The organism is Pseudomonas sp. S150, assembly GCF_004526365.1.
In the GTDB taxonomy this organism is placed as follows: domain Bacteria; phylum Pseudomonadota; class Gammaproteobacteria; order Pseudomonadales; family Pseudomonadaceae; genus Aquipseudomonas; species Aquipseudomonas putida_A.
The window spans coordinates 4432728-4453692 of record NZ_CP038207.1; the positions used below are offsets into that span (position 1 = coordinate 4432728).

Sequence of the window (20965 nt, forward strand, 5' to 3'; positions counted from 1 at the left end):
ATTTTGTATACAAAAATTGTCGATCAATGCAGCAATCGGTTACCTTGGCCGTTCCATCCCCGGAGGCCTCCCGCGTGCTGATCCTCAAATTACTGCTGATCCCCGCTTTTCTGCTGCTGATTTCCCTCGCCGGCAAGCGCTGGGGACCGAGCGTGGCCGGTTGGCTGTCGGGGCTGCCGGTGGTGGTCGGGCCGATTCTGTTTTTCCTCGCCATCGAACAGGGGCCTCAGTTTGCTGCGCAATCGGCGGTGGCGGCGCTGTCGGCGATGTTCGCCATGATCGCCTTCTGCATTACCTACGCGCAGGTGGCACAGCGGGCGAACTGGCCGTTGGCGCTGACGGCGTCACTGTCGGTGTGGGCGGTACTGGCGCTGGTTTTGTCGCTGATTCCGCCGTCGCTGCCGTTCTCGATCGCTGCGGCGGCGATTGCCCTGCTCGCCGCGCCGTACCTGTTTCCCGACGTGCAGCCGGTGCTGAACGGTCCGACACCGAAGTCGGACAAACTGCTCTGGCGGATGATTGCCGGTGCGGCGCTGACGCTGCTGGTGACCATGCTCGCGAGTACTGTGGGCGAGCGCTGGAGCGGCTTGCTCGCGGTGTTCCCGGTGCTCGGAAGTGTAATGGCGGTGTTTTCTCAGCAGACTCGTGGTCCGGCGTTTACCGCGGCATTGCTGCGGGCGACGGCGACCGGCATGTACTCGTTTTCGGCGTTTTGCCTGGTGTCGGCGCTGACCCTGCCAACCCTGGGCCTCAGCGGATTCATCGCCGGTGTCGCGGTGTCGGTGGCGATGCTCGGGGTCACCCGCAAGTTGCTGGCCCGACCGACTCCCGCCAAAAGCCCACAACCTCAAGGCTGAGGCAGCCTGACAAACCGCGCTGGAATGCCAGGCATGCTCCGTGGGATCATCGCCGCCCTGGCGCGACCATCCCTCGGAGATTCACATGTCATTGCTCAGCAAGAAAGCCGTCGTCCTGTTGCTGGCGGCGGTCGCCGGCCTCGGCGCCCTCAACGCCCAGGCAGCCAAGCCCAAGGAAAAGGCCTCGACCAACAACGTATCGATGCTCGACGGCAAGTTCACCTTCGTCCTGCCCAAAGGCTTCACCGCCGACCCGCTGCCGGCCGGGCCAACCGGTGCCAAGGGCACGATGTACACCAATCAGGCGACCAAGACTGTGGTCATCGCCGCGGAAAACCAGATCGCCGGCGGCGCCAGCGTCAAGGACAACGACAACGAATTTCTCGATGGCAGCCTGGCGAGTTTCATCGATGACCAGCGCAAGGCCTTGCCGGACTTCAACAAGCTCAGCGAAAAAAGTCTGACCCAGAAAAGCAGCAGCCTCGGCGTGCGTCAGGTCGACAGCACCGCCACTCAGGGCGGCGGCCAGACCCTCAATACCACCCTGCTCGCCGCGTCCGGCAAGCGCATGGCGCTGGTCCAGGTGATTTCCCGGGCCAGCGACAAGAGCGGTCACGATGCGCTGGTGAAAACCATCCTCAAGGACAAGTGATCCTTACGGATTGAGCTGCTGCAGCCAGGCGTTCAAGTCCCGCAGCTCGGCAGAACTGATGCTGTGGCCGACACCGGGATAAGCGTGAAACTCGGGTTTGTAGGCAAGTTTTTGCAGCAGCGCATTGGCCGCGGTGCCGTCGCGGTACGGCACCCGATCATCGGCGGTGCCATGGCCGATGAAGATCTTCAGCGGCAACGGTTGTTGCTGCGCCTGGAGCTCGGTTTTCAATACCGGCAACAGGCGTCCGCTCAACGCCGCGATGCCACCGACCGCCACGGGCGGACGCAGGCCCACTTCGTAGGTCATCATCGCGCCCTGGCTGAAGCCGATCAGGTACACCTTGTCCGGGCTGGCGTGATATTTCTTCGCCGCCTGCGCGACAAACTCCCGCAGTTTCTGACCGCTGGCCTTCAGATCATCGGTCTCACCGTTGTAGGCGCCTTCGCCTTTTTTGCGAAACCACTGGAAACGCCCTTCGCCCAACGCCAGCGGCGCCTGCACCGAAAGGTAGTTGTACTGCGCCGGCAGCTGAAGCTTCATGCCGATCAGATCGGCTTCGTTACTGCCGTAACCGTGCAGAAAAATCACCAGCGGCCGAGTGTTCGCGTCCGGGTGAACCTGTTCGATGTATTTCAGTGGCAAGTCGCTTTGCAGCGTGGTTTGCGCGTGGACGGCGCTGGACGCCAGCAGGGTTAACAGGGCAAACGCCTTCAACATAGAGCCTTCCTTCACAGAGTGTCGGGTTCGTCGGTGAGCCTAACACTCTCTGAAGATTGTGGTGCTGGCGAGACCGCTATCGCGAGCAGGCTCACTCCTACAGGAACAACGCATTCCAAATGCAGGAGTGAGCCTGCTCGCGATGAGGCCGGAAAATCCAAGGAAATCTGTCAGTCGTTGATCAGCTTGCCCACCCGAATCGGCTCACGCCCCGCCAACTTGGCCTGCCAGATCCCCGGCTGGGTGTAGCGCCCACGATCAATCGCAAACAGCACGCCGCTGGTGCCGGCGCGGACGGTGGTGAGGCGGTCATTCAACGGATCCACCACTTCGAACAGCGCATCGCCCTGCTCGACCCACTCCCCGGCATTGCGCAGGAAACTGACCACGCCATGGTGCGGCGCGAACAGGTATTCGGTGCCTTCGAACGGCATGCCTTCGCAGCATTCGCTCGGCGCCGCCGGCCATTCGCCGCTGATGAAACCCTGCTCGGCGAGAAAGCCGAGAATCGCTTCACAATTGGCCTGCGCCTGATCGACCCGCGTGTCGCCCATGCTGCCCAGTTCAAGGGTGGTGGCGAGGTTCGCCGGGGGAATCGCCGCACTCGGAAACGCTCGGGCCAGACGCAGCCACGGCGATGAGCACGATTCATCGAACGAACTGCCACCGGAGTCTTCGCACAACAAGGCCACGCCGGCCTTCAGTCGCGCCGCCAGCGATTGCCAGCGCGGCCAGTGTTGTGGCAATGCGTAAATGTGAATCGCCGCGTCGAAATCACAATGCAGATCGAGGGTGATGTCGGCGTCGCAGGCATGGCGCAGCAGCAAGCGGTGCAGCGCTTCCAGTTGCGAGGCCGGGGCTGGCAACTCATCGAGCACCTCGCCCATGGTCTGGCGGATCAGCGCGATGTTGGCCTCGGCGTCGCTGCCCAGTTGCTCGCCGATTCGCGCCGCCACCGGCGCACTGAGTTCAACAAACGCGCGGTTGAAATTCTTCCCGCTGCCCAACTCGAAGCGCCCCATGTGGCTGCCTTGCAGATGCTGGTCGAGGCCAATCGGGTTGGCCACCGGTACCAGCTCGATCACGCCTTGCAGACGGCCCTGCTGTTCCAGCGCGTTGAGGCGTTGCTTGAGTTCCCACGCGGTGCGCATCCCCGGCAGTTCGTCGGCGTGCAGGCTGGCCTGGATGTACACCTTGCGGCTGCCCGCGCCGTAACGGAAGACGCTGAGGGAACGTTCGCTGCCCAGATGGCTCCAGGGCAGGACATGGTCGATGCGTTGCATGGGAAAACTCCTGAATGGCTGGATCACGCAGATCCCCTGTAGGAGTGAGCCTGCTCGCGATAGCGGTGTGTCAGGCACTAAAGCGGCTGAATGTTAAACCGCTATCGCGAGCAGGCTCACTCCTACAGGGTTCTCCTATGAATCAGAGCACAAAAAAAGTGGCCACCGCGCAAACGGGACCACTTTTTTCTACAGCGTATTAATGACCGTACACGTCAAAGTCGAAGTACTTGTCCTGGACTTTCTTGTACTCGCCATTGGCGCGGATTTCGGTGATGGCCTTGTTGAATTTCTCGGCCAGCTCGGTATCGCCCTTGCGTACGGCAATCCCGGCACCGCCGCCGAAGTACTTGGCGTCTTCGTAGGTCGGGCCGACGAATTCGAAGCCTTTACCGGCGTCGGTCTTCAGGAAACCGTCGCTGAGGTTGACCGAGTCCGCCAGCATCGCGTCGAGACGGCCGGATTTCATGTCGAGGTTGGCTTCCTGTTGCGAGCCATAGCGCACCACTTCAAACCCGGCGTCCTTGGCCATGTCGGTGGCATAGCGGTCGTGGGTACTGGCGCGCAGCACGCCGACTTTCTTGCCCTTGAGCTCGGTCAGCGGGTCTTTGACACCGGAGCCTTCCTTCATCACGAAGCGCGCCGGGGTGTGGTAGTACTTGATGGTGAAATCGACGTTTTTCTTGCGGTCGTCAGTGATGGTCATCGAGGACAGGATCGCGTCGATCTTCTTCACTTTGAGTGCCGGGATCAGGCCGTCGAACTCCTGCTCGACCCACACGCATTTGACGTCCATCTGTTTGCACAGGGCATCGCCGATATCGACGTCGAACCCGGTGAGTTTGCCATCAGCGGTTTTCATCGAGAATGGCGGGTAAGCGGCTTCTATCCCCAGACGAATCGGTTTGGCGTCTTCGGCCACTGCGGTCAGGGACAACATCGACAGTGCCAGGGCACCGAACATCACTAGCTTCTTCATTTATTACTCCTGTGTGCGGAGGCTTTTATTGGCAGCTTTCGATTGGCGTTCGGTCATGGCCATTGAGCAGCAAAAACCGACGTGGCCGGCAGTCTATGGCGGCGCGCACAGGGCAAATTGTGTTTAGGCGACAAATACTTACAGAAAATCGGCGCACGCGTTGACCGGGATCAACGGTGCGCCGACATGGTGCAAAGGCTGTAGGACAAATCTTTGAAAACGACACAAATGGCCTTTGTAGGAGCTGCCGCAGGCTGCGATCTTTTGCTCTTTAAAAGTCAAAAGATCGCAGCCTGCGGCAGCTCCTACAAAAGCTTTCAGCATTCACATCCAATAGGCGCCTTGGCGGCTTGAGTAGCACTCAAGCTGAAGCCCTCATCCAGCCAGCCGGTCACGCCGCCGATCATCTCCTTGACCGGGTAACCCAACGCCGCCAGTTTCACCGCAGCCTTGTTGGCGCCGTTGCAGTGCGGGCCGGCGCAATAGACCACGAACAACGTGCTCGTCGAATACTCCGCCAGGCCTTCGGCGGTCAGCAAGCGGGTCGGAATGTTGATCGCGCCCGGCACGTGACCGCGCTCGAACGCCAAAGGCCCGCGCACATCGACCAGGACAAAATCGACTTCACCGGCTTCCTGGCTGCTGTATACGTCAGAACAATCGGTTTCAAACGTCAGACGGTTGCTGAAATGCATCAGGGCAATGGCCGACGGTGCGGCAGGAATGTCGCGAACCAGGCTGGTCATGTTGTGTGGCTCCTTCATCTGTTGGGGTGTGAGCAGACTTTATCGGGCCGGCACTTGGCGCTACAGTGGCGGGCAAGACACTCACCGGGAATTTTCCGCCAAATGCCTGACTCACCTGGATTGGTCGCGATTCTGGCCTACGATGGCCTCTGTACTTTCGAGTTCGGCATCGCCGTGGAGATTTTCGGCCTGCCCCGGCCGGAGTTCGATTTCCCGTGGTACGAGCACCGCATCGTCGCCGTCGATCAAGGGCCGATGCGCGCCATGGGCGGGATTCACGTATTGGCCGACGGCGGCCTGGAGCTGCTGGCGCAGGCGCGCACCATCATCATTCCCGGTTGGCGCGACCGCGCGGCCCCGGTGCCGCCGGCGCTGATCGACGCCTTGCGACAGGCCCACGCCCAGGGTGCGCGGTTGCTGTCAATTTGCTCAGGGGTGTTTGTGCTGGCCGCCAGTGGCTTGCTCGACGGCCACGGTGCGACCACCCACTGGCGCTACACCGATGAACTGGCGCGACGCTACCCGGCGATCGCGGTCAATCCGGATGTGCTTTACGTCGATTCCGGACAGTTGATCACCTCGGCGGGCAGCGCCGCCGGGATCGATGCCTGCCTGCATCTGCTGGCACGGGACTTCGGCACTCAGGTCGCCAATTCAGTGGCCCGGCGTCTGGTGATGTCGCCGCAACGCACTGGCGGTCAGGCACAGTTCATCCCCACGCCGGTCAGCGCGACGCCGCGCAACGACTTGTCGCGGGTGATGCAGTGGGCCCGCGAGCGCTTGCACCAACCGCTGGAAGTGCGCGATCTGGCCAGCGAAGCGGCGATGAGCGAGCGCACCTTTTTGCGCCGTTTCACCGAAGCCAGCGGGCAATCGCCCAAAGCGTGGCTGCAACACGAGCGACTGGCCCGGGCGCGGGAATTACTGGAGAGCAGCGTGCACAACACCGAGCAAATTGCCCTGCGCTGCGGTTATCGCTCGGTGGAAAGTTTTCGCGTGGCGTTTCGCAGCGTGGTCGGGGTGCCGCCATCGGTGTATCGGGAGCGGTTTGGGCGTGGGGTCAAGGCCATTTCTTGAGTTGACTGTGATGACCCCTTCGCGAGCAAGCTCGCTCCCACATTTGAAATGGGCCCCCCTGTGGGAGCGAGCTTTCTCGCGAAGAGGCCAGTCCAGCCACAATAAACCTACGGCTTGCGCAACAGATAGGTATCCATGATCCACCCATGCTTGGCCCGGGCAGCCTTGCGCACCCGCTCGATCTCGGCCGCCACATCCTTGAGCTTGCCACTGATCAGGATTTCATCCGGTGTGCCCAGGTAGGCTCCCCAGTAAATCTCGGTCTGCTGATCCGCCACATGGTGGTAGGAATCTTCCGCATCGAGCATCACCACCAGGCTGTCCGTGTCACTCACCTGCCCCGCCGCCAGACGCCGGCCAGTGGTGATTTCAATTGACCGGCCAATGCTGTTCAACGGCACTTTATGCTGCGCCGCCAACGCCTGAACGCTGGTTATCCCGGGGATCACTTCAAACTCGAAAGCACAGCGGCCCGACGCGAGAATCGCCTGCAGGATACGAACGGTGCTGTCGTACAGCGCCGGGTCGCCCCACACGAGGAATCCGCCGCACTGCTCGTCAGCCAATTCTTCATTGATCAGTTGTTCGAAGGTTTCTTGCTTGGCGCGATTCAGATCATCGACCGCGCGGGTGTAGTCCACGTCGCCGCGCGCGCGCTCTGGGCTGTGGGATTCGACGAAGCGATACGCAGGATCGGTGATGTAACGCGCACAGATATCGCGACGCAAATCGATCAGTTTGTCCTTGCTCGGGCCTTTGTCCATCAGAAAGAACACGTCGACCTGATTCAGCGCCTTTACCGCCTGCATCGTGATGTAGTCGGGATTTCCGGCGCCGATGCCGATGACCAGCAGTCGTTTCATCAAAGTGCTCCCGCAAGATCGATACCCAGCAAGCGTAGCCGCCAGATGCCGTTGAACCGCAGCTCAACCATGGACAACGGTTCAACATCAACGGCGTTGAACGCCGCGCCCTGTAACACCTGCATCAGTGCCGCACGCACCACAAACGGATGGGTGACGGCGACGATGTGCCCCGATGCGCCTTGCAGACTGGTCAGCCATGCCGCCACGCGTTCGCTCAACTGCATTACCGACTCGCCACCATGCGGTGCCGCCTGCGGATCATTGATCCACGCCTGCAAGGCCTCGGCCTCGCGCACTTGCAGATCCTTGATCGCTTGCCCGTGCCAGCGCCCCAAATCGCAATCGCGCAGCGCTTCGTCCACTTGCGGCGCCGCACCGAACCACTCGGCGGTCTGACGCGTACGCAGTTCCGGCCCGCACAACAAACGGCTGGCACCGGTGAATTTTGCGGCCAACGCGCCGAGCGCCAATGGCGAATTTTCAACAGGCTCGTTCGTAGGAAAGCGCGACAATTTCTGTGCGACGGTTCGCGCGTGGCAAATCAAAGTCAAACGGGTGGACTGCACAGGGTTTCACTCGATGAACATCAGCTGAATCGGCGGCAAATCGCCGGTCTTGTGGCAATTGTGCCGTAACCCGGTCGCTTCAGGGGATCTCGTGAACCTCCAGCCCAGTACTCTGAAGTAGAAAAAGCGGCAATGTCTGACACGCCTGGAGGCAATGGACTACAAGAGGCACAGACTCAGGTGTAGCCCTTGTTACTCAGGGTTGTGAGCTTATTTAAACGTCGAATCGCCAACGCTAAAAATTCACTAGACATGTAACCTGAGTTACATAAATACTGTTTTAACGGATTGTGAAACGAATTCAACACCCCCCTTCATCCAGCAGGAGCCCGGATGCCCCCTCTCAGAGACTTGATCACCGATCCCGGCCTGGAGCTGACACCGTCTGAGCGCAAAGTGATTCGCGCCCTGCTCGACCAGTATCCACGCAATGGCCTGGGACCGATGGCGCGTCTGGCCGAACACGCCGGCGTCAGCGATCCGACTATCGTGCGGCTGGTGAAGAAGCTCGGATTCGGTGGTTATGCCGAGTTTCAGGATGCCCTGCTCAGCGACATGGATCACCGCCTGCGTTCGCCGCGCACCCTGTTGCAGCCGCGTTCGCACCTGAACAAGGATGATGCCTGGGGCCATTATCTGGCCGACAGCCAACGCCTGATGGTGGAAACCCAGGCCCTGACGCAACCCGAAGACGTGCGCATTCTGCTCGACTGGCTGCTCGATACCCGGCACCAGATCTACTGCTTCGGCGGGCGCTTCAGCAGCCTGATGGCCAACTACCTGCTCAACCACCTGCGCTTGCTGCGGCCCGGCTGCTTTGCCCTGGAGGACAACGCGCAACTGCCCGACCGCCTATTCGATCTGCAACGCCAGGACGTGGTGCTGCTGTTCGACTATCGGCGCTACCAGTCCCAGGCCCTGCGGGTGGCCTCGGCGGCGAAGAACAACAACGCGCGGGTGGTGCTGTTCACCGACATCTATGCCTCGCCGCTGCGTGAACTGGCTGACCTGATCATCAGTGCTCCGGTGGAATCGGCCTCGCCGTTCGACACCATGGTGCCGGCGCTGGCCCAGGTCGAGGCGCTGATTGCCTGCCTGACCCTGCGCAGCCCCGATCTGGCCGATCGCCTGGAAGGCATCGACGCCCTGCGCAACGACTTCAACACCCATCTGCTGGAGGATAAATAAGGATGTTCAGTCTTCCCCACCGCTCGCCGCGGGATTTGCCGTTCGTTACCGACCACACCGCGTTGCTGCTGGTGGACATGCAGCGTGCCTGGCTCGAACCGCAGTTCGACCCGCACCTGAACGGCCCGGACGCCGAGTATTTCCTGACCCGCGCGCACATGCAGGTGGTGCCCAACCAGCGCCGCTTGCTCAGTGCCTTTCGCGAAGCGCGGCAGAATGTGCTGCACACGATTATCGAAAGCTTGACCGCCGACGGTCGCGACCGCTCGCTGGATCACAAACTGTCGGACATGCACTTGCCCAAGGGCAGCACCCAGGCGCGGATCATCGACGACCTGACCCCGGTGGAAAACGAAATCGTGTTGCCGAAAACCTCGTCCGGGGTGTTCAACTCGACCAACATCGATTACGTACTGCGCAACCTCGAAACCCGCCACCTGATCATTGCCGGCATCGTCACCGACCAGTGCGTCGACATGGCCGTGCGCGATGCCGCCGACCGTGGCTATCTGGTGACGCTGGTCGAAGACGCCTGCGCCACTTACACCCCGGCGCGGCATGATGCCTGCCTGAACGCGATCAAGGGTTACTGCTGGATCACTGACACACAAACCGTGCTCGGCCGCTTGCAGGAGATGCGTCCATGAGCGAGCGCCTGACGCCGTTGCCGATGACCACCATCGTCACCACCGACCTGATCGGCATCACCCGTGGCCGCTCGTTTCCCACCGATCAGCTGGAGCATTATCAAGCCGCCGGTTGCGGCTGGGTGCCGGCCAACAGTGCATTGACGCCCCAGGACATCATCGCCTCGACCAACCCATGGGGCGCCTATGGTGATTTGCGGCTGATTCCCGATCTGGCCAGTCGCGTGACGGTCGGTAATGGCCCGGACGCCGCAGCACCGGCGCTGGACTTTATCCACGGCGACATCCGCGAGACCGATGGCCGGCCGTGGAGCGCTTGCCCGCGCACACTGCTGCGCGATGAAATCGAGCGCTATCGCGACGACCTCGGTTTGCAGGTCAACGCGGCGTTCGAACACGAATTCAACCTGCATGCCGGTTTTGCCGAGCATCTGGCGTTTTCCCTCGAAGCCCAGCGTCAGGGTGCCGAGTTCGGCGGCTGGCTGCTCAGCGCGCTGCGCGCGGGTGGCGTTGAGCCGGAAATGTTCCTGCCCGAATACGGCAAGCACCAATACGAAATCACCTGCCGGCCGACCCTCGGCGTGGCGGCGGCGGATCGTGCGGTCAACGTGCGCGAAATCACCCGCGAAATCGCCCGGCAAATGGGCGTCGACGTCAGCTTCGCGCCGAAAACCAAGGCTGACGCGGTGTGCAACGGTGTGCACCTGCACATCAGCCTGCTCGACCTGCAAGGTCTGCCACTGCTCTACGACGCCGGCACCAGCAACGGTCTGTCGACCCTCGGCCAGCATTGGGCCGCCGGGATCCTGCATTACCTGCCGGCGCTGTGTGCGTTCACCGCGCCGACACCGGTGTCGTACGAGCGTTTGCAGCCACACCACTGGAGCGCGTCCTATGCGTGTCTGGGGCAGCAGAACCGTGAAGCGGCGCTGCGCATTTGTCCGACCGTGAGCCTGGGCGGCAAATCCGTGGCGGCGCAGTACAACCTGGAATTCCGCGCGATGGACGCCACCGCCTCGCCGCATCTGGCAATGGCCGCGCTGCTGATTGCCGGACGGCTGGGCATCGAACAGCGTCTGGCGCTGAACGCGATCACCGATGAAATTCCCGATTCACTCAACAACGAGCAACGCAAGGCCCGGGGCATTGTGGCCCTGCCCGCCTCGCTGGCCCAGGCGCTGGATTGCCTGCGTGACAGTGCAGCCTTCAATCAATGGCTGCCCAAGCCGTTGCTCGACACTTACCACGCCCTTAAAACCGAGGAACTGGCGCTGACGGAACAGCTCTCGCCCGCTGACCTGTGTGAGCACTATGCACGCCTGTACTGAATCCGCCGAGCTGGGGTTGTACACCCGCCCGGTCTACAACCTGAGCCGCGAAGATTCATCGCATCCGTTGATCCTGGTGTGCGAGCACGCCAGCCGCTACATCCCCGAGGCCCTGAACAATCTGGGCCTGGACGATGCAGCCGCGCGCGAGCACATCGCCTGGGACATCGGCGCACTGCAACTGGCTGAAAAGCTGTCGGAGACACTCGGCGCAACGCTGTTGAGCGCCAACTATTCACGGCTGCTGATCGACCTCAACCGGCCCCGACATGCCCCCGACAGCATTCCGGCGCAGAGCGAGATTTATCAGGTGCCCGGTAACCGCGAACTGGACGAAGCCACTCGCGAATACCGGCGCCAGACCCTGTTCAAACCGTTTCACGCCCGGCTGCAGACCCTGATCGACCAGCGCGTCGCACAAGGCCAGGCGGTGCGGGTGGTCGGGATTCACAGTTTTACTCCGGTGTATTACGGCCAGCCGCGCCCACTGGAAGTCGGCGTGCTGTTCGGACAGGCCGGCGCCTATGCGCAACGGTTAATCGACGGCCTCGGCCAGCACCCGCTGAAAGTCGCGGGCAACCAGCCGTACCGGGTTGATCCGCTGGGTGACATGACCGTTCCGGTGCACGGCGATGCCCGGGGGCTGGAATCGGTGTTGATCGAGGTGCGCAACGATCTGCTGCGCAGCCCGGAAGCGGTTTCGCTGTGGGCCGAGCGCCTGGCGCCGCTGCTGTAAAGAATGCTGCAAGACTGCTGACGCTGTAACGATGGATCGACATAACAACTAAAAACGCTGGATAGGCTGACAAGGAGTTGCGCTTCATGGAAATAGAAGAGTTCGGCTACAAACAGGAGTTGAAACGTAGCCTGACACTGACCGACCTGGTGGTGTACGGGATGATCTTCATGATCCCCATCGCCCCCTTCGGCGTGTATGGCTACGTGAATGCCGAGGCGCCCGGGATGGTGCCGCTGGCCTACATCATCGGCATGATCGCGATGCTGTTTACCGCGCTGAGCTACGGCAGCATGGCCAAGGCGTTTCCGGTCGCAGGCTCGGTGTATTCCTACGCACAACGCGGCCTAAATCAACACGTCGGTTTCATCGCCGGCTGGCTGATGCTGCTCGACTACCTGCTGATTCCACCGCTGCTGTACGTCTACGCGGCGATGGCCCTGAACCATCTGTACCCGGACATTCCGAAGGTCGGCTTCATTCTGGCGTTTCTGGTCAGCGCGACGTTCGTCAACCTGCGCGGGATCACCTTCACCGCACGGATGAACATCATCTTCCTGCTGGCGCAGCTGGTGGTACTGGGAATCTTCCTGTTCTACGCCTGGAACGCCCTGCACAACGGCGGCGGCAACGGCGAGCTGACCCTGGCGCCGCTGTATCACCCGGAAACGTTCAATTTCGCCCTGCTGATGCAAGCGGTGTCGATTGCCGTGCTGTCATTCCTCGGCTTCGATGCGATCTCGACCCTCGCCGAAGAAATCAAGGGCGATCCGGGCCGCAGCGTCGGCCGCGCAGCGCTGATCACTCTGGTGGTGATGGGCGTGATTTTCGTCGTACAGACCTGGATCGCCACCGATCTGGCTGCTGGCATGGGTTTCAAGTCCGCCGACACCGCATTCTATGAAATCGCCGAAATCGCGGCTGGCAGCTGGCTGGCGACGCTGACCGGGGTGGCGACCGCGCTGGCCTGGGGCGTTGCGGTGGCGATCACCTCGCAAGCCGCAGTGTCGCGCCTGTTGTTCGGCATGGCCCGCGACGGCAAGTTGCCGAAAGTCCTGGCCAAGGTGCACCCGAAGCACAACACCCCGTACCTGAGCATTTATCTGGTGGCAGTGCTGTCGCTGGTGATCTGCTACCTGTTCATCAATTCGGTCGACACCCTGACTTCGCTGGTCAACTTCGGTGCCCTCAGCGGTTTCATGCTGCTGCACCTGACAGTGATCAACTACTACTGGCGTCGGCAGAAATCCGGTCAGGTCGTACGCCATCTGATCTGCCCGGTGATCGGCTTCATCATCGTCGCCGCCATCATGTACAACATGGGCGTCGATGCGCAGAAACTCGGCCTGATCTGGATTGCGCTGGGTCTGGTGTACCTGTTCTTCCTGAACAAGCTCGGCGCCAGCACAGCGCTGCCTGACCCGAGCAATGGCTGACAAGAAAAAGAGCGGCGTCTGACATCAAATCAGGCGACCGCCGCTTTAAAGCGTGGCAACCGACAGTGATAGTCAGGTTCGGTGGGATCACCGGACCCTTTGATACAGGAGTGCATCCATGCTGGTCTTACGCCCAGTCGAGACAACCGACCTGCCGCAATTGCAGCAGTTGGCCCGCGACAGCCTGGTCGGCGTCACGTCGCTGCCTGACGACAGCGAACGCCTGCGCGAAAAAATCGCCGGCTCCTGTGCCTCGTTCGACAACGACATTCAGGCGCAAGGCCCGGAGAACTACTTCTTCGTGCTGGAAGACCTCGACACTCAACGGCTGGTCGGTTGCTCGGAGATCCTCGCCACGGCCGGTTTCAACGAACCGTTCTACAGCTTGCGCAATCGCCACTTCACCAGTGCTTCGCGGGAACTGAACATCGAGCACGGGGTGCCGGCGTTGTCACTGTGTCACGACCTCAGCGGACACACGCTATTGCGCGGGTTTCACATCGACAACGCACTGGTGCGCAGCGCCTTTTCCGAATTGCTGTCGCGGGCACGGCTGCTGTTCATCGCCGCTCACGCACAACGTTTCGCCGATGCGGTGATCACCGAAATCGTCGGCTATAGCGATGAGAACGGTCATTCGCCGTTCTGGGACGCACTGGGCAAACACTTCTTCGACCTGCCCTACGTCGAGGCCGAGCGCCTGTGCGGTCTGCAAAGCCGCACGTTTCTCGCCGAACTGATGCCGCAATACCCGATTTACGTACCGATGCTGCCTCCGGCAGCACAGGAGTGCATCGGCCGGATTCACCCGGACGGCCAGGAAGCGTTCGACATCCTCGAACGCGAAGGCTTTGAAACCAACAGCTACATCGACCTGTTCGACGCCGGTCCGACCCTGTATGCGCGCACCGCGAACATCCGTTCTATCGCCCACAGCAAGACAGCCAGCGTGCGCGAGCAGGCGCAGATCGACGCCCGCGGCCATTACCTGCTGAGCAACGACGCACTGCATGGCTTCCGGGCCATCGTCGCCGAACTGGATTACCAGCCTGAGCAACCGCTGTCGCTGACGCCGGATCTGTGTGCCGCACTGAAGGTCACCGATGGCAGCACGATCAGGGTGACAGCCCTGTGAACCGCCACCGGCTGCACACCCAACGACAGTGCCCGAACCGGCGCGTACAAGGAGTTACCGCATGATCGTCCGTCCGGTCAAAGTCAGCGACCTGCCAGCACTGATGACTCTGGTGCAACAGGCCGGCCCGGGGTTCACCACCCTCCCGGCCAATGAGGATCGCCTCGCCCACCGGGTGCGTTGGGCCCAGCGCGCGTTTTCCGGACAAGTGGAACGGGCCGACGCCGATTATCTGTTCGTGCTTGAAGATGACGACCTGCGGGTGATCGGCGTCAGCGCCCTGACCGGCGCGGTAGGCTTGCGCGAGCCGTGGTACAACTACCGAGTCGGCCTGACCGTGAGTTCGGCACCGGATCTGGGCATTTCGCGGCAGATCCCCACGCTGTTTCTCAATAACGAGCTGACCGGCCAGTCGGAACTGTGTTCGCTGTTCCTTCAGCATGAGCAACGCCATGGCAACAATGGACGGCTGCTGTCGCTCGGGCGGCTGCTGTTCGTGGCCGAGTTTCCGCAACTGTTTGGCGAGAAGATGATCGCCGAACTGCGCGGCAGTGCCGATGAACTCGGTTGCTCGCCGTTCTGGGACAGTCTGGGCCGGCATTTCTTCCAGATGGACTTCAGCCATGCTGACCACTTGTCGGGTCTGGGCAACAAGTCGTTCATCGCCGAACTGATGCCGCGCCAGCCGTTGTACACCTGCATGCTCACCGAACAGGCACAGGCGGCCATCGGCCAGGCGCATCCCAATACCGAGCCCGCGCTGAAGATCCTGCGCGAAGAAGGATTTGTGCATAAGGGCTACATCGACATCTTCGACGGTGGCCCGGTGATCGAAGCACCGATCGGCAACATTCGTACCGTGCGCGACAGCCTGGCGCTGACCCTGAGTCTCGGCACGCCGGACGATCAGGCACCGTTGTGGCTGATCCACAACCGGCGCCTGGAGAACTGCCGCATCACCGTGGCCCCCGGTCGTCTGGTCGGCAATACCCTGGTGGTCGATCGCCTCACCGCCAAGCGCCTGCAACTGCAACCGGGCAATTCGGTGCGCGCCGTGCTGCTGCCCAGGCAACAGCAACAGGCGGTAGCGGCCTGATCTGCGGTTTAGCCAGTGAAAATCCGCTGACTGCCGATGAAACCTTTCAGCCGCTGGATCCTTCATCAACGCCTCACTCGCAAATTCGTCATGAACCTTGACCCATTCGCGTGATAGCCTTTTCATTCTTCGGCGTTGACACCTTTGCTCAAGCCGTTCCATTCCTTTGTATTGGTGGAACTCGTATGACCAGGCTTTCCCATCAAGATTTGCGCCGTAACTTCCGTCAATTGCTGGCTTCCGACACCTGCTACCACACCGCCTCGGTGTTCGACCCGATGTCCGCGCGCATTGCCGCAGACCTGGGTTTTGAGGTGGGGATCCTCGGCGGCTCCGTGGCCTCGTTGCAGGTGCTGGGCGCCCCCGACTTTGCCCTGATCACCCTCAGCGAATTCGCCGAACAGGCCACCCGCATCGGCCGCGTCGCCCAATTGCCAGTGATCGCCGACGCCGACCACGGTTACGGCAACGCCCTCAACGTGATGCGCACCATCGTCGAACTGGAACGCGCCGGCGTCGCCGCCCTGACCATCGAAGACACCCTGCTGCCGGCGCAATTCGGCCGTAAGTCCACCGACCTGATCTCGGTCGCCGAAGGCGTCGGCAAGATCCGCGCGGCGCTGGAAGCCCGGGTCGATTCGGAAATGGCAATCATCGCCCGCACCAATGCCGGCATTCTGCCGAATCAGGAAATCATCAGCCGCACCAAGCAGTATCAGGCCGCCGGTGCCGACGGCATCTGCATGGTCGGGGTGCAGGACTTCGATCAGCTCGAGCAAATCGCCGAACACCTGACGGTCCCGCTGATGCTGGTGACCTACGGCAACCCGGCGCTGCGCGACGACAAGCGCCTGGCCGAACTCGGGGTGCGCGTGACCATCGACGGCCACGGCGCCTACTTCGCCGCGATCAAGGCGACCTACGACAGCCTGCGCGAACAACGCCAGATCTTCACCCAGGCCTCGGACCTGAGCGCCACCGAGCTGACGCACACCTATACCCAGCCTGAGGATTACATTCTGTGGGCGAAGGAATACATGAGCGTCAAGGAATAAGCTGCGGTCAGGACTGGCCTCTTCGCGAGCAGGCTCGCTCCCACAGTGGATCTTCAGTGAGCACAGCATGGGTGTTGAACACAGATCCCATGCAGGAGTGAGCCTGCTCGCGATGACGTCGGCACATTCAACACCCATTTAGCCTGACCCGCCGCCTTCGCGAGCAAGCCCGCTCCCACAGTGGATCTTCAGTGAACACAGCAGTGGTGTTGAACACAGATCCCATGCAGGAGTGAGCCTGCTCGCGATGACGTCGGCACATTCAACACCCATTTAGCCTGACCCGCCGCCTTCGCGAGCAAGCCCGCTCCCACAGTGGATCTTCAGTGAACACAGCAGTGGTGTTCGGCGCAGATCCATTGTGGGAGCGAGCTTGCTCGCGAAGGCGTCAGTTGCAGCACCGCCAATCCGAGGGAGTCAGCGCTTGGCCAACTCCATGATCATCCGCGACAACAGATAAATCCGCGGCGCCACGCTCGCCACTTCGGCGTATTCCTCAGGCGTATGGATATTGCCGCCGACAATCCCGAAACCGTCCAGCGTCGGCGTACCCACCCCGGCGGACAAGCTGGCATCCGCCGCGCCACCACTGCCCTCTTCGGTCAGCTTGCGGCCGATCTCGCCGTAAATCCCTTGCGCCATGGCCATCAAGCGATCCGACTCCGCCGTTTGCGGCATCGGTGGCAGTCCGCGTTTGAGGCTGGTGGTGACTTCGGTTTCAGCGATCAGCTTGTCCTGCGACACTCGCGCCAGGTCTTTCTCGATCCGGTCGAACTCTTCCGGCACCGCCGCACGCACGTCAGCCTTGGCGGTGGCGTGATCCGGGATCACGTTGGTGCGATCACCGGCCTGGAGCACGGTGAAGTTGATCGTGGTTTTCTTCGCTTCGTCGCCGAGTTTGCCCAGTTGCAGAATCTGGTGCGCCGCTTCCATCGCCGCGTTCCGCCCCAGTTCCGGCGCGACCCCGGCATGCGCCGCCTTACCCTTGACCTCGACCAGCGCCGTCGCGCTGCCTTTGCGCCACACCACTAGACCATCGGCCGGACGCCCCGGTTCGAGGTTGAGGGTCACGTCATGAGCCTTGGCGGTTTTTTTGATCAGGTCGGTGGCGACGTCGGAACCGGTTTCCTCGCTGGCGTCGAGCAGAAAGGTGATTTGCGCGTAATCCTTGAAGTCGAGGTTCTTCAGAATTTTCAGCGCGTAGATCCCGGCGACGATGCCGCCCTTGTCGTCCATCACCCCCGGCCCGTAGGCGCGGCCGTCCTTGATGTGGAACGGGCGCTCGGCCGCGGAGCCTTCCTTGAACACCGTGTCCATGTGCGCCATCAAAAGGATTTTTGCCTTGCCGGTGCCTTTGAAGGTGGCCAGCACATGATTGGATTTTTCCGGGGTATTGGGCACCAGTTCGATGGTGGCGCCGAGCTTCTTCAGCTCATCGATGGCGATCTCGCTGACTTGTTTCAGGCCCGGTTCATAACCGGAACCGGAGTCGATGTTGACCAGCCGTTCCAGCAGTTTCAGGGCTTCGGGCTGATACTGCTCGGCATCCGCCAGCACTTGCTTGTGCGGTTCGGCGAAGGCGCTGGCGGAGCTGAGGACGAGGGACAGGCCGAGGCTGGCGGCCAGCAGCGAGCGGGGGAATGCGAACGTCATGAATCGATCCTTGTTTCGCGTCGGGGGGACTCAAACCGTACCTGACATCGACGCAAGGCTCTATACCGGATGCGACATCTCTGCGGCCGACACCGAACACTTGTAGGCCTTCGCCTGCTCGCGACAGCGGAGTGTCAGCCGACATCAATGCCGCTGACAGAACGCCTTCGCGAGCAAGCCCGCTCCCACAGGGGACGGCGGTGATAGATCAGACCGAATCGAGCAGTTCCTGCTTCGGCAGATCATCACTGTTGCAGATCACCCGATTGCGCCCGCTCGCCTTGGCCTCGTACAGCGCCTGATCCGCATCATTGAGCCAACGGGTCGCGTCGCCGTGTGCCGGTTCGTAAGCCGCCAGACCAATGCTCAGACTGACCTTGAGCGCCGGGTTCTGCTCGTAACCCAGGGTGGCGAAACGCTCGCGCAAGGCTTCCATGGCCTGCGCGGCATTGAACAGCGGCAGGTCAGGCAGGATCACGCAAAACTCGTCGCCGCCATAGCGCCCGGCGACGTCCGCAGCGCGCAGGTTCTGCTTGAGCATTTTGCTCAACTGGCGCAGCACGATGTCACCCGCCACATGCCCGTAGGTGTCGTTGATCGCCTTGAAGTGATCGATGTCGATCAACGCGATCGCTGCGCCCTGCTGCTGCCGGCGGCAACGTTGAAAGGCGATTTCCAGTTGATCCTTCCACGCGCCGTGATTGAGCAGTCCGGTGAGGCTGTCGGTGCGACTCAGGGCCAGTAGCTCACGCTTGTGCAGGCCCAGCGTGTAGGCCTGGCGAAAGCAGATCCAGCCCAGCGCCAGCGGGTACAGCATCAGCAACGGCAGGCAAGCATAAAGCTGCAGAGGCGAGGTTTGCGGGATGAACGCCGGGGCGAAAACCACCAGGCCGACGCCGATACCGAGGATCTGCGCCGCCAGGCCTGCGGCGAGAAAACGTAATCCGCCGATGGCGACGTTATTCATCGCCATCATCGAAATGGTGGTGGCACTGGGCAGCGGATTGAACTGCATGGCGGCGACCCAGAAGCCGCCCATAAAGGCATCAACCAACAGATTGCGGTGTTCCGCATGGTAAGGAACGCTGGCACGACGGGCCCATTGAAACGCCAGGTGCGGCCAGAGCAGGCCATTGCACAGCATCAACGCCCAGACCCACAGCGGCGGGTCTAGCGGGTACATCGCCGCGCTCACGCACAACAGCCCCAGCACCAGCCCGAGGGTTCGCGATGTATAAAGCCTCCTGGCCAATGAAAGTCCCTTTCCCCCCTTGTTTCGCATAAGGGCCTCGACCACTCAACGGAACCTGCGCACACCGTCAGACGGATGTGCTGGAAGTCTAACAGGCAGCCGTTAAATAGCTATCACCGGCCAGCCGCTGAATACCGCGCCATCGCCGTCGCGCACAGGGCAAATTTTTAGCTATACCTGAAAGGACGAAAACGGAAAAACGACTATAAGAAGGAGGCCCATGCAGACCTACCGAGTGTTGATCATCGGCAGCGGATTTGGCGGCCAATGCGCGGCGGTCAACTTGCTCAAGGCCGGAATCGACGATTTTCGCTTGCTGGAAAGAAGGGACTTTTTCGGCGGCACATGGTGCCAGAACACCTACCCCGGCGCGGCGGTGGATGTGCCGTCACCGCTGTACTCGTTGTCGTTTGCGCCATTTCCCTGGACACAGATGTTCGCCGCCCAGGCCGAATTGCATCGCTATACCGAACACGTCATCGAGCGCTTCGGCCTGCGCGAGCGCGTGGAGCTGCAAACCAACGTCGAACGCATCGAATGGGACGACGCCGAACAGCGCTGGGCGGTGCACACCAGCAAAGGGATTTTCTACGCGCAGTTCGTGATCAACGCCTCCGGGCCGTTGAGCCAACCGGTGATCCCGCCCTTCCCCGGCCAGGATCGCTTTGAGGGCAAGACTTTTCATACCAACAATTGGGATCACAGCTACGACTACCGCGGTAAACGCGTGGCCATCGTCGGCAGCGGCGCCAGTGCCGCGCAGGTGATTCCGGCGATAGCCGCCGAAGTCGAGCAATTGCACGTGTTCCAGCGCACGCCACATTGGGTGCTGCCGCGCGCCGATCGCACGTTCGGGCCTTTCCAGCGCTGGCTGCTGGGTGTCAAACCGGCGTACAAGCTGCTGCGCTGGCTGCTCTACTGGCAATTCGAAACCCGGGTGATCGCCTTCAAATACTCGAAACCCGCGATTCACCTGGTTCAGCGTCAGGCGCTGCGTTTTCTCAAGCAACAGGTGCCGGACCCGGTATTGCGCGCAAAACTCACCCCGGACTTCACCATCGGCTGCAAGCGCATTCTGCTGTCCAGCACCTATTACCCGGCGCTGACCCGGCCCAATGTCACGTTGCACAGCCGCGAACAAGGCATCGCCGCGCTCGATGAAACCGGGATCACCACCACCGACGGCCAGCACATCGACGTCGATCTGATCGTCTGGTCGACAGGCTACGACGCCACCGACGGCGTGGTCTCCTACCCGGTCACCGGCAGGCACGGCGTGCAACTCAAGGATGTCTGGGCGCAGTACCCGCGCGCCTACCTGGGCACCAGCCTGCCGGACTTTCCCAACCTGTTTATCGTCACCGGGCCCAACACCGGCATCGGACATACCTCGGCGCTGTTCATCATCGAAGCGCAGATGAATTACATCCTCGACTGCATCCACACCCTGCAGTCAAAAGGCCTGCGCAGCATCGAAGTGCGCCCCGCAGCGGAACGTACCTACACTGCAATGATCCACCGTGAGATGGAACGCACGGTGTGGAAGTCCGGCGGCTGTCACAGTTGGTATCAGAGCAAGAGCGGTCATGTGATCGCGATATTTCCGGGCTTCAGTTTCAGCTACTACCGGTTGACCCGGACGCTGAAACCGGCTGACCACATTCTGTCCTGAACACGTAAAAGGAAGACGTCG

Annotated in this window: 20 protein-coding genes; 12 read left to right on the forward strand and 8 right to left on the reverse strand. The window is 61.5% G+C overall.

Annotation, left to right across the window (positions count from 1 at the left end; translation table 11 throughout):
- Nucleotides 1-74 precede the first annotated feature (74 nt).
- The gene (locus E3Z29_RS20285; protein WP_134786750.1) at nucleotides 75-857 is read left to right on the forward strand and encodes a hypothetical protein; all 783 of its coding nucleotides are present in this window, start codon (nucleotides 75-77) and stop codon (nucleotides 855-857) included.
- A gap of 85 nt (nucleotides 858-942) precedes the next feature.
- Nucleotides 943-1509 (forward strand): hypothetical protein, encoded by a 567-nt coding sequence (locus E3Z29_RS20290; protein WP_134786751.1) that lies wholly within the window; start codon nucleotides 943-945, stop codon nucleotides 1507-1509.
- Between the two features lie 3 nt (nucleotides 1510-1512).
- Here the strand turns inward: E3Z29_RS20290 and E3Z29_RS20295 are convergent, their stop codons facing one another.
- From E3Z29_RS20295 to E3Z29_RS20315, 4 genes are all read right to left on the reverse strand, one after another.
- On the reverse strand, nucleotides 1513-2229 hold the full coding sequence (locus E3Z29_RS20295; protein WP_134786752.1) for an alpha/beta hydrolase: 717 nt from the start codon (nucleotides 2227-2229) through the stop codon (nucleotides 1513-1515).
- 170 nt (nucleotides 2230-2399) lie between these two features.
- Entirely contained in the window at nucleotides 2400-3512 is a 1113-nt protein-coding gene (locus tag E3Z29_RS20300; protein WP_134786753.1) for a M14 family metallopeptidase, read from the reverse strand.
- A gap of 199 nt (nucleotides 3513-3711) precedes the next feature.
- Nucleotides 3712-4491, reverse strand: coding sequence for an ABC transporter substrate-binding protein (locus E3Z29_RS20310; protein WP_003226194.1), 780 nt, complete (start codon nucleotides 4489-4491; stop codon nucleotides 3712-3714).
- Between the two features lie 317 nt (nucleotides 4492-4808).
- Nucleotides 4809-5237: a rhodanese-like domain-containing protein gene (locus E3Z29_RS20315; RefSeq protein WP_134786754.1), complete on the reverse strand. Its 429-nt coding sequence runs from the start codon at nucleotides 5235-5237 to the stop codon at nucleotides 4809-4811.
- A gap of 102 nt (nucleotides 5238-5339) precedes the next feature.
- Here E3Z29_RS20315 and ftrA point away from each other — a divergent pair, with 102 nt between their 5' ends.
- Nucleotides 5340-6314: a transcriptional regulator FtrA gene (ftrA, locus tag E3Z29_RS20320; protein ID WP_134786755.1), complete on the forward strand. Its 975-nt coding sequence runs from the start codon at nucleotides 5340-5342 to the stop codon at nucleotides 6312-6314.
- Nucleotides 6315-6421: 107 nt separating this feature from the next.
- On the opposite strand, the gene cobF is transcribed toward ftrA, so the two are convergent.
- Together cobF and E3Z29_RS20330 are read right to left on the reverse strand one after the other, a co-directional pair.
- Nucleotides 6422-7177, reverse strand: coding sequence for a precorrin-6A synthase (deacetylating) (gene cobF / locus E3Z29_RS20325; protein ID WP_134786756.1), 756 nt, complete (start codon nucleotides 7175-7177; stop codon nucleotides 6422-6424).
- A complete protein-coding gene (locus E3Z29_RS20330) occupies nucleotides 7177-7746 on the reverse strand; it encodes a histidine phosphatase family protein (RefSeq protein ID WP_134786757.1) in 570 nt (189 codons plus the stop codon). The genes cobF and E3Z29_RS20330 overlap by 1 nt, the downstream gene beginning before the upstream one ends.
- 333 nt (nucleotides 7747-8079) lie before the next feature.
- Here E3Z29_RS20330 and E3Z29_RS20335 point away from each other — a divergent pair, with 333 nt between their 5' ends.
- From E3Z29_RS20335 to E3Z29_RS20370, 8 genes are all read left to right on the forward strand, one after another.
- Nucleotides 8080-8934: a MurR/RpiR family transcriptional regulator gene (locus E3Z29_RS20335; protein ID WP_007968763.1), complete on the forward strand. Its 855-nt coding sequence runs from the start codon at nucleotides 8080-8082 to the stop codon at nucleotides 8932-8934.
- Nucleotides 8935-8936: 2 nt separating this feature from the next.
- Nucleotides 8937-9581, forward strand: a complete 645-nt coding sequence (locus tag E3Z29_RS20340) for an isochorismatase family cysteine hydrolase (protein ID WP_007968761.1) — start codon at nucleotides 8937-8939, stop codon at nucleotides 9579-9581.
- The gene (locus E3Z29_RS20345) at nucleotides 9578-10909 is read left to right on the forward strand and encodes a glutamine synthetase (RefSeq protein WP_134786758.1); all 1332 of its coding nucleotides are present in this window, start codon (nucleotides 9578-9580) and stop codon (nucleotides 10907-10909) included. Before E3Z29_RS20340 ends, E3Z29_RS20345 begins: the two co-directional genes overlap by 4 nt.
- Nucleotides 10893-11645 carry an N-formylglutamate amidohydrolase gene (locus E3Z29_RS20350; protein ID WP_134786759.1) on the forward strand — a complete coding sequence of 251 codons (753 nt, stop codon included), beginning with the start codon at nucleotides 10893-10895 and terminating at the stop codon, nucleotides 11643-11645. Before E3Z29_RS20345 ends, E3Z29_RS20350 begins: the two co-directional genes overlap by 17 nt.
- A gap of 86 nt (nucleotides 11646-11731) precedes the next feature.
- A complete protein-coding gene (locus E3Z29_RS20355; protein WP_134786760.1) occupies nucleotides 11732-13081 on the forward strand; it encodes an APC family permease in 1350 nt (449 codons plus the stop codon).
- A 118-nt stretch (nucleotides 13082-13199) separates the two neighbouring features.
- Nucleotides 13200-14216, forward strand: coding sequence for an arginine N-succinyltransferase (locus E3Z29_RS20360; RefSeq protein ID WP_134786761.1), 1017 nt, complete (start codon nucleotides 13200-13202; stop codon nucleotides 14214-14216).
- 61 nt (nucleotides 14217-14277) lie between these two features.
- Nucleotides 14278-15312 (forward strand): arginine N-succinyltransferase, encoded by a 1035-nt coding sequence (gene astA, locus E3Z29_RS20365; protein WP_134786762.1) that lies wholly within the window; start codon nucleotides 14278-14280, stop codon nucleotides 15310-15312.
- A 185-nt stretch (nucleotides 15313-15497) separates the two neighbouring features.
- A complete protein-coding gene (locus tag E3Z29_RS20370; protein WP_007968750.1) occupies nucleotides 15498-16367 on the forward strand; it encodes an oxaloacetate decarboxylase in 870 nt (289 codons plus the stop codon).
- A gap of 417 nt (nucleotides 16368-16784) precedes the next feature.
- Here E3Z29_RS20370 and E3Z29_RS20375 read toward each other — a convergent pair whose 3' ends face one another.
- Together E3Z29_RS20375 and E3Z29_RS20380 are read right to left on the reverse strand one after the other, a co-directional pair.
- Entirely contained in the window at nucleotides 16785-18020 is a 1236-nt protein-coding gene (locus E3Z29_RS20375) for a M20/M25/M40 family metallo-hydrolase (RefSeq protein ID WP_134786763.1), read from the reverse strand.
- A gap of 208 nt (nucleotides 18021-18228) precedes the next feature.
- The gene (locus tag E3Z29_RS20380) at nucleotides 18229-19302 is read right to left on the reverse strand and encodes a diguanylate cyclase (RefSeq protein WP_134786764.1); all 1074 of its coding nucleotides are present in this window, start codon (nucleotides 19300-19302) and stop codon (nucleotides 18229-18231) included.
- A gap of 190 nt (nucleotides 19303-19492) precedes the next feature.
- Between E3Z29_RS20380 and E3Z29_RS20385 the strand changes: the two genes are divergently transcribed.
- The gene (locus E3Z29_RS20385) at nucleotides 19493-20944 is read left to right on the forward strand and encodes an NAD(P)/FAD-dependent oxidoreductase (protein WP_134786765.1); all 1452 of its coding nucleotides are present in this window, start codon (nucleotides 19493-19495) and stop codon (nucleotides 20942-20944) included.
- Nucleotides 20945-20965: the final 21 nt, after the last annotated feature.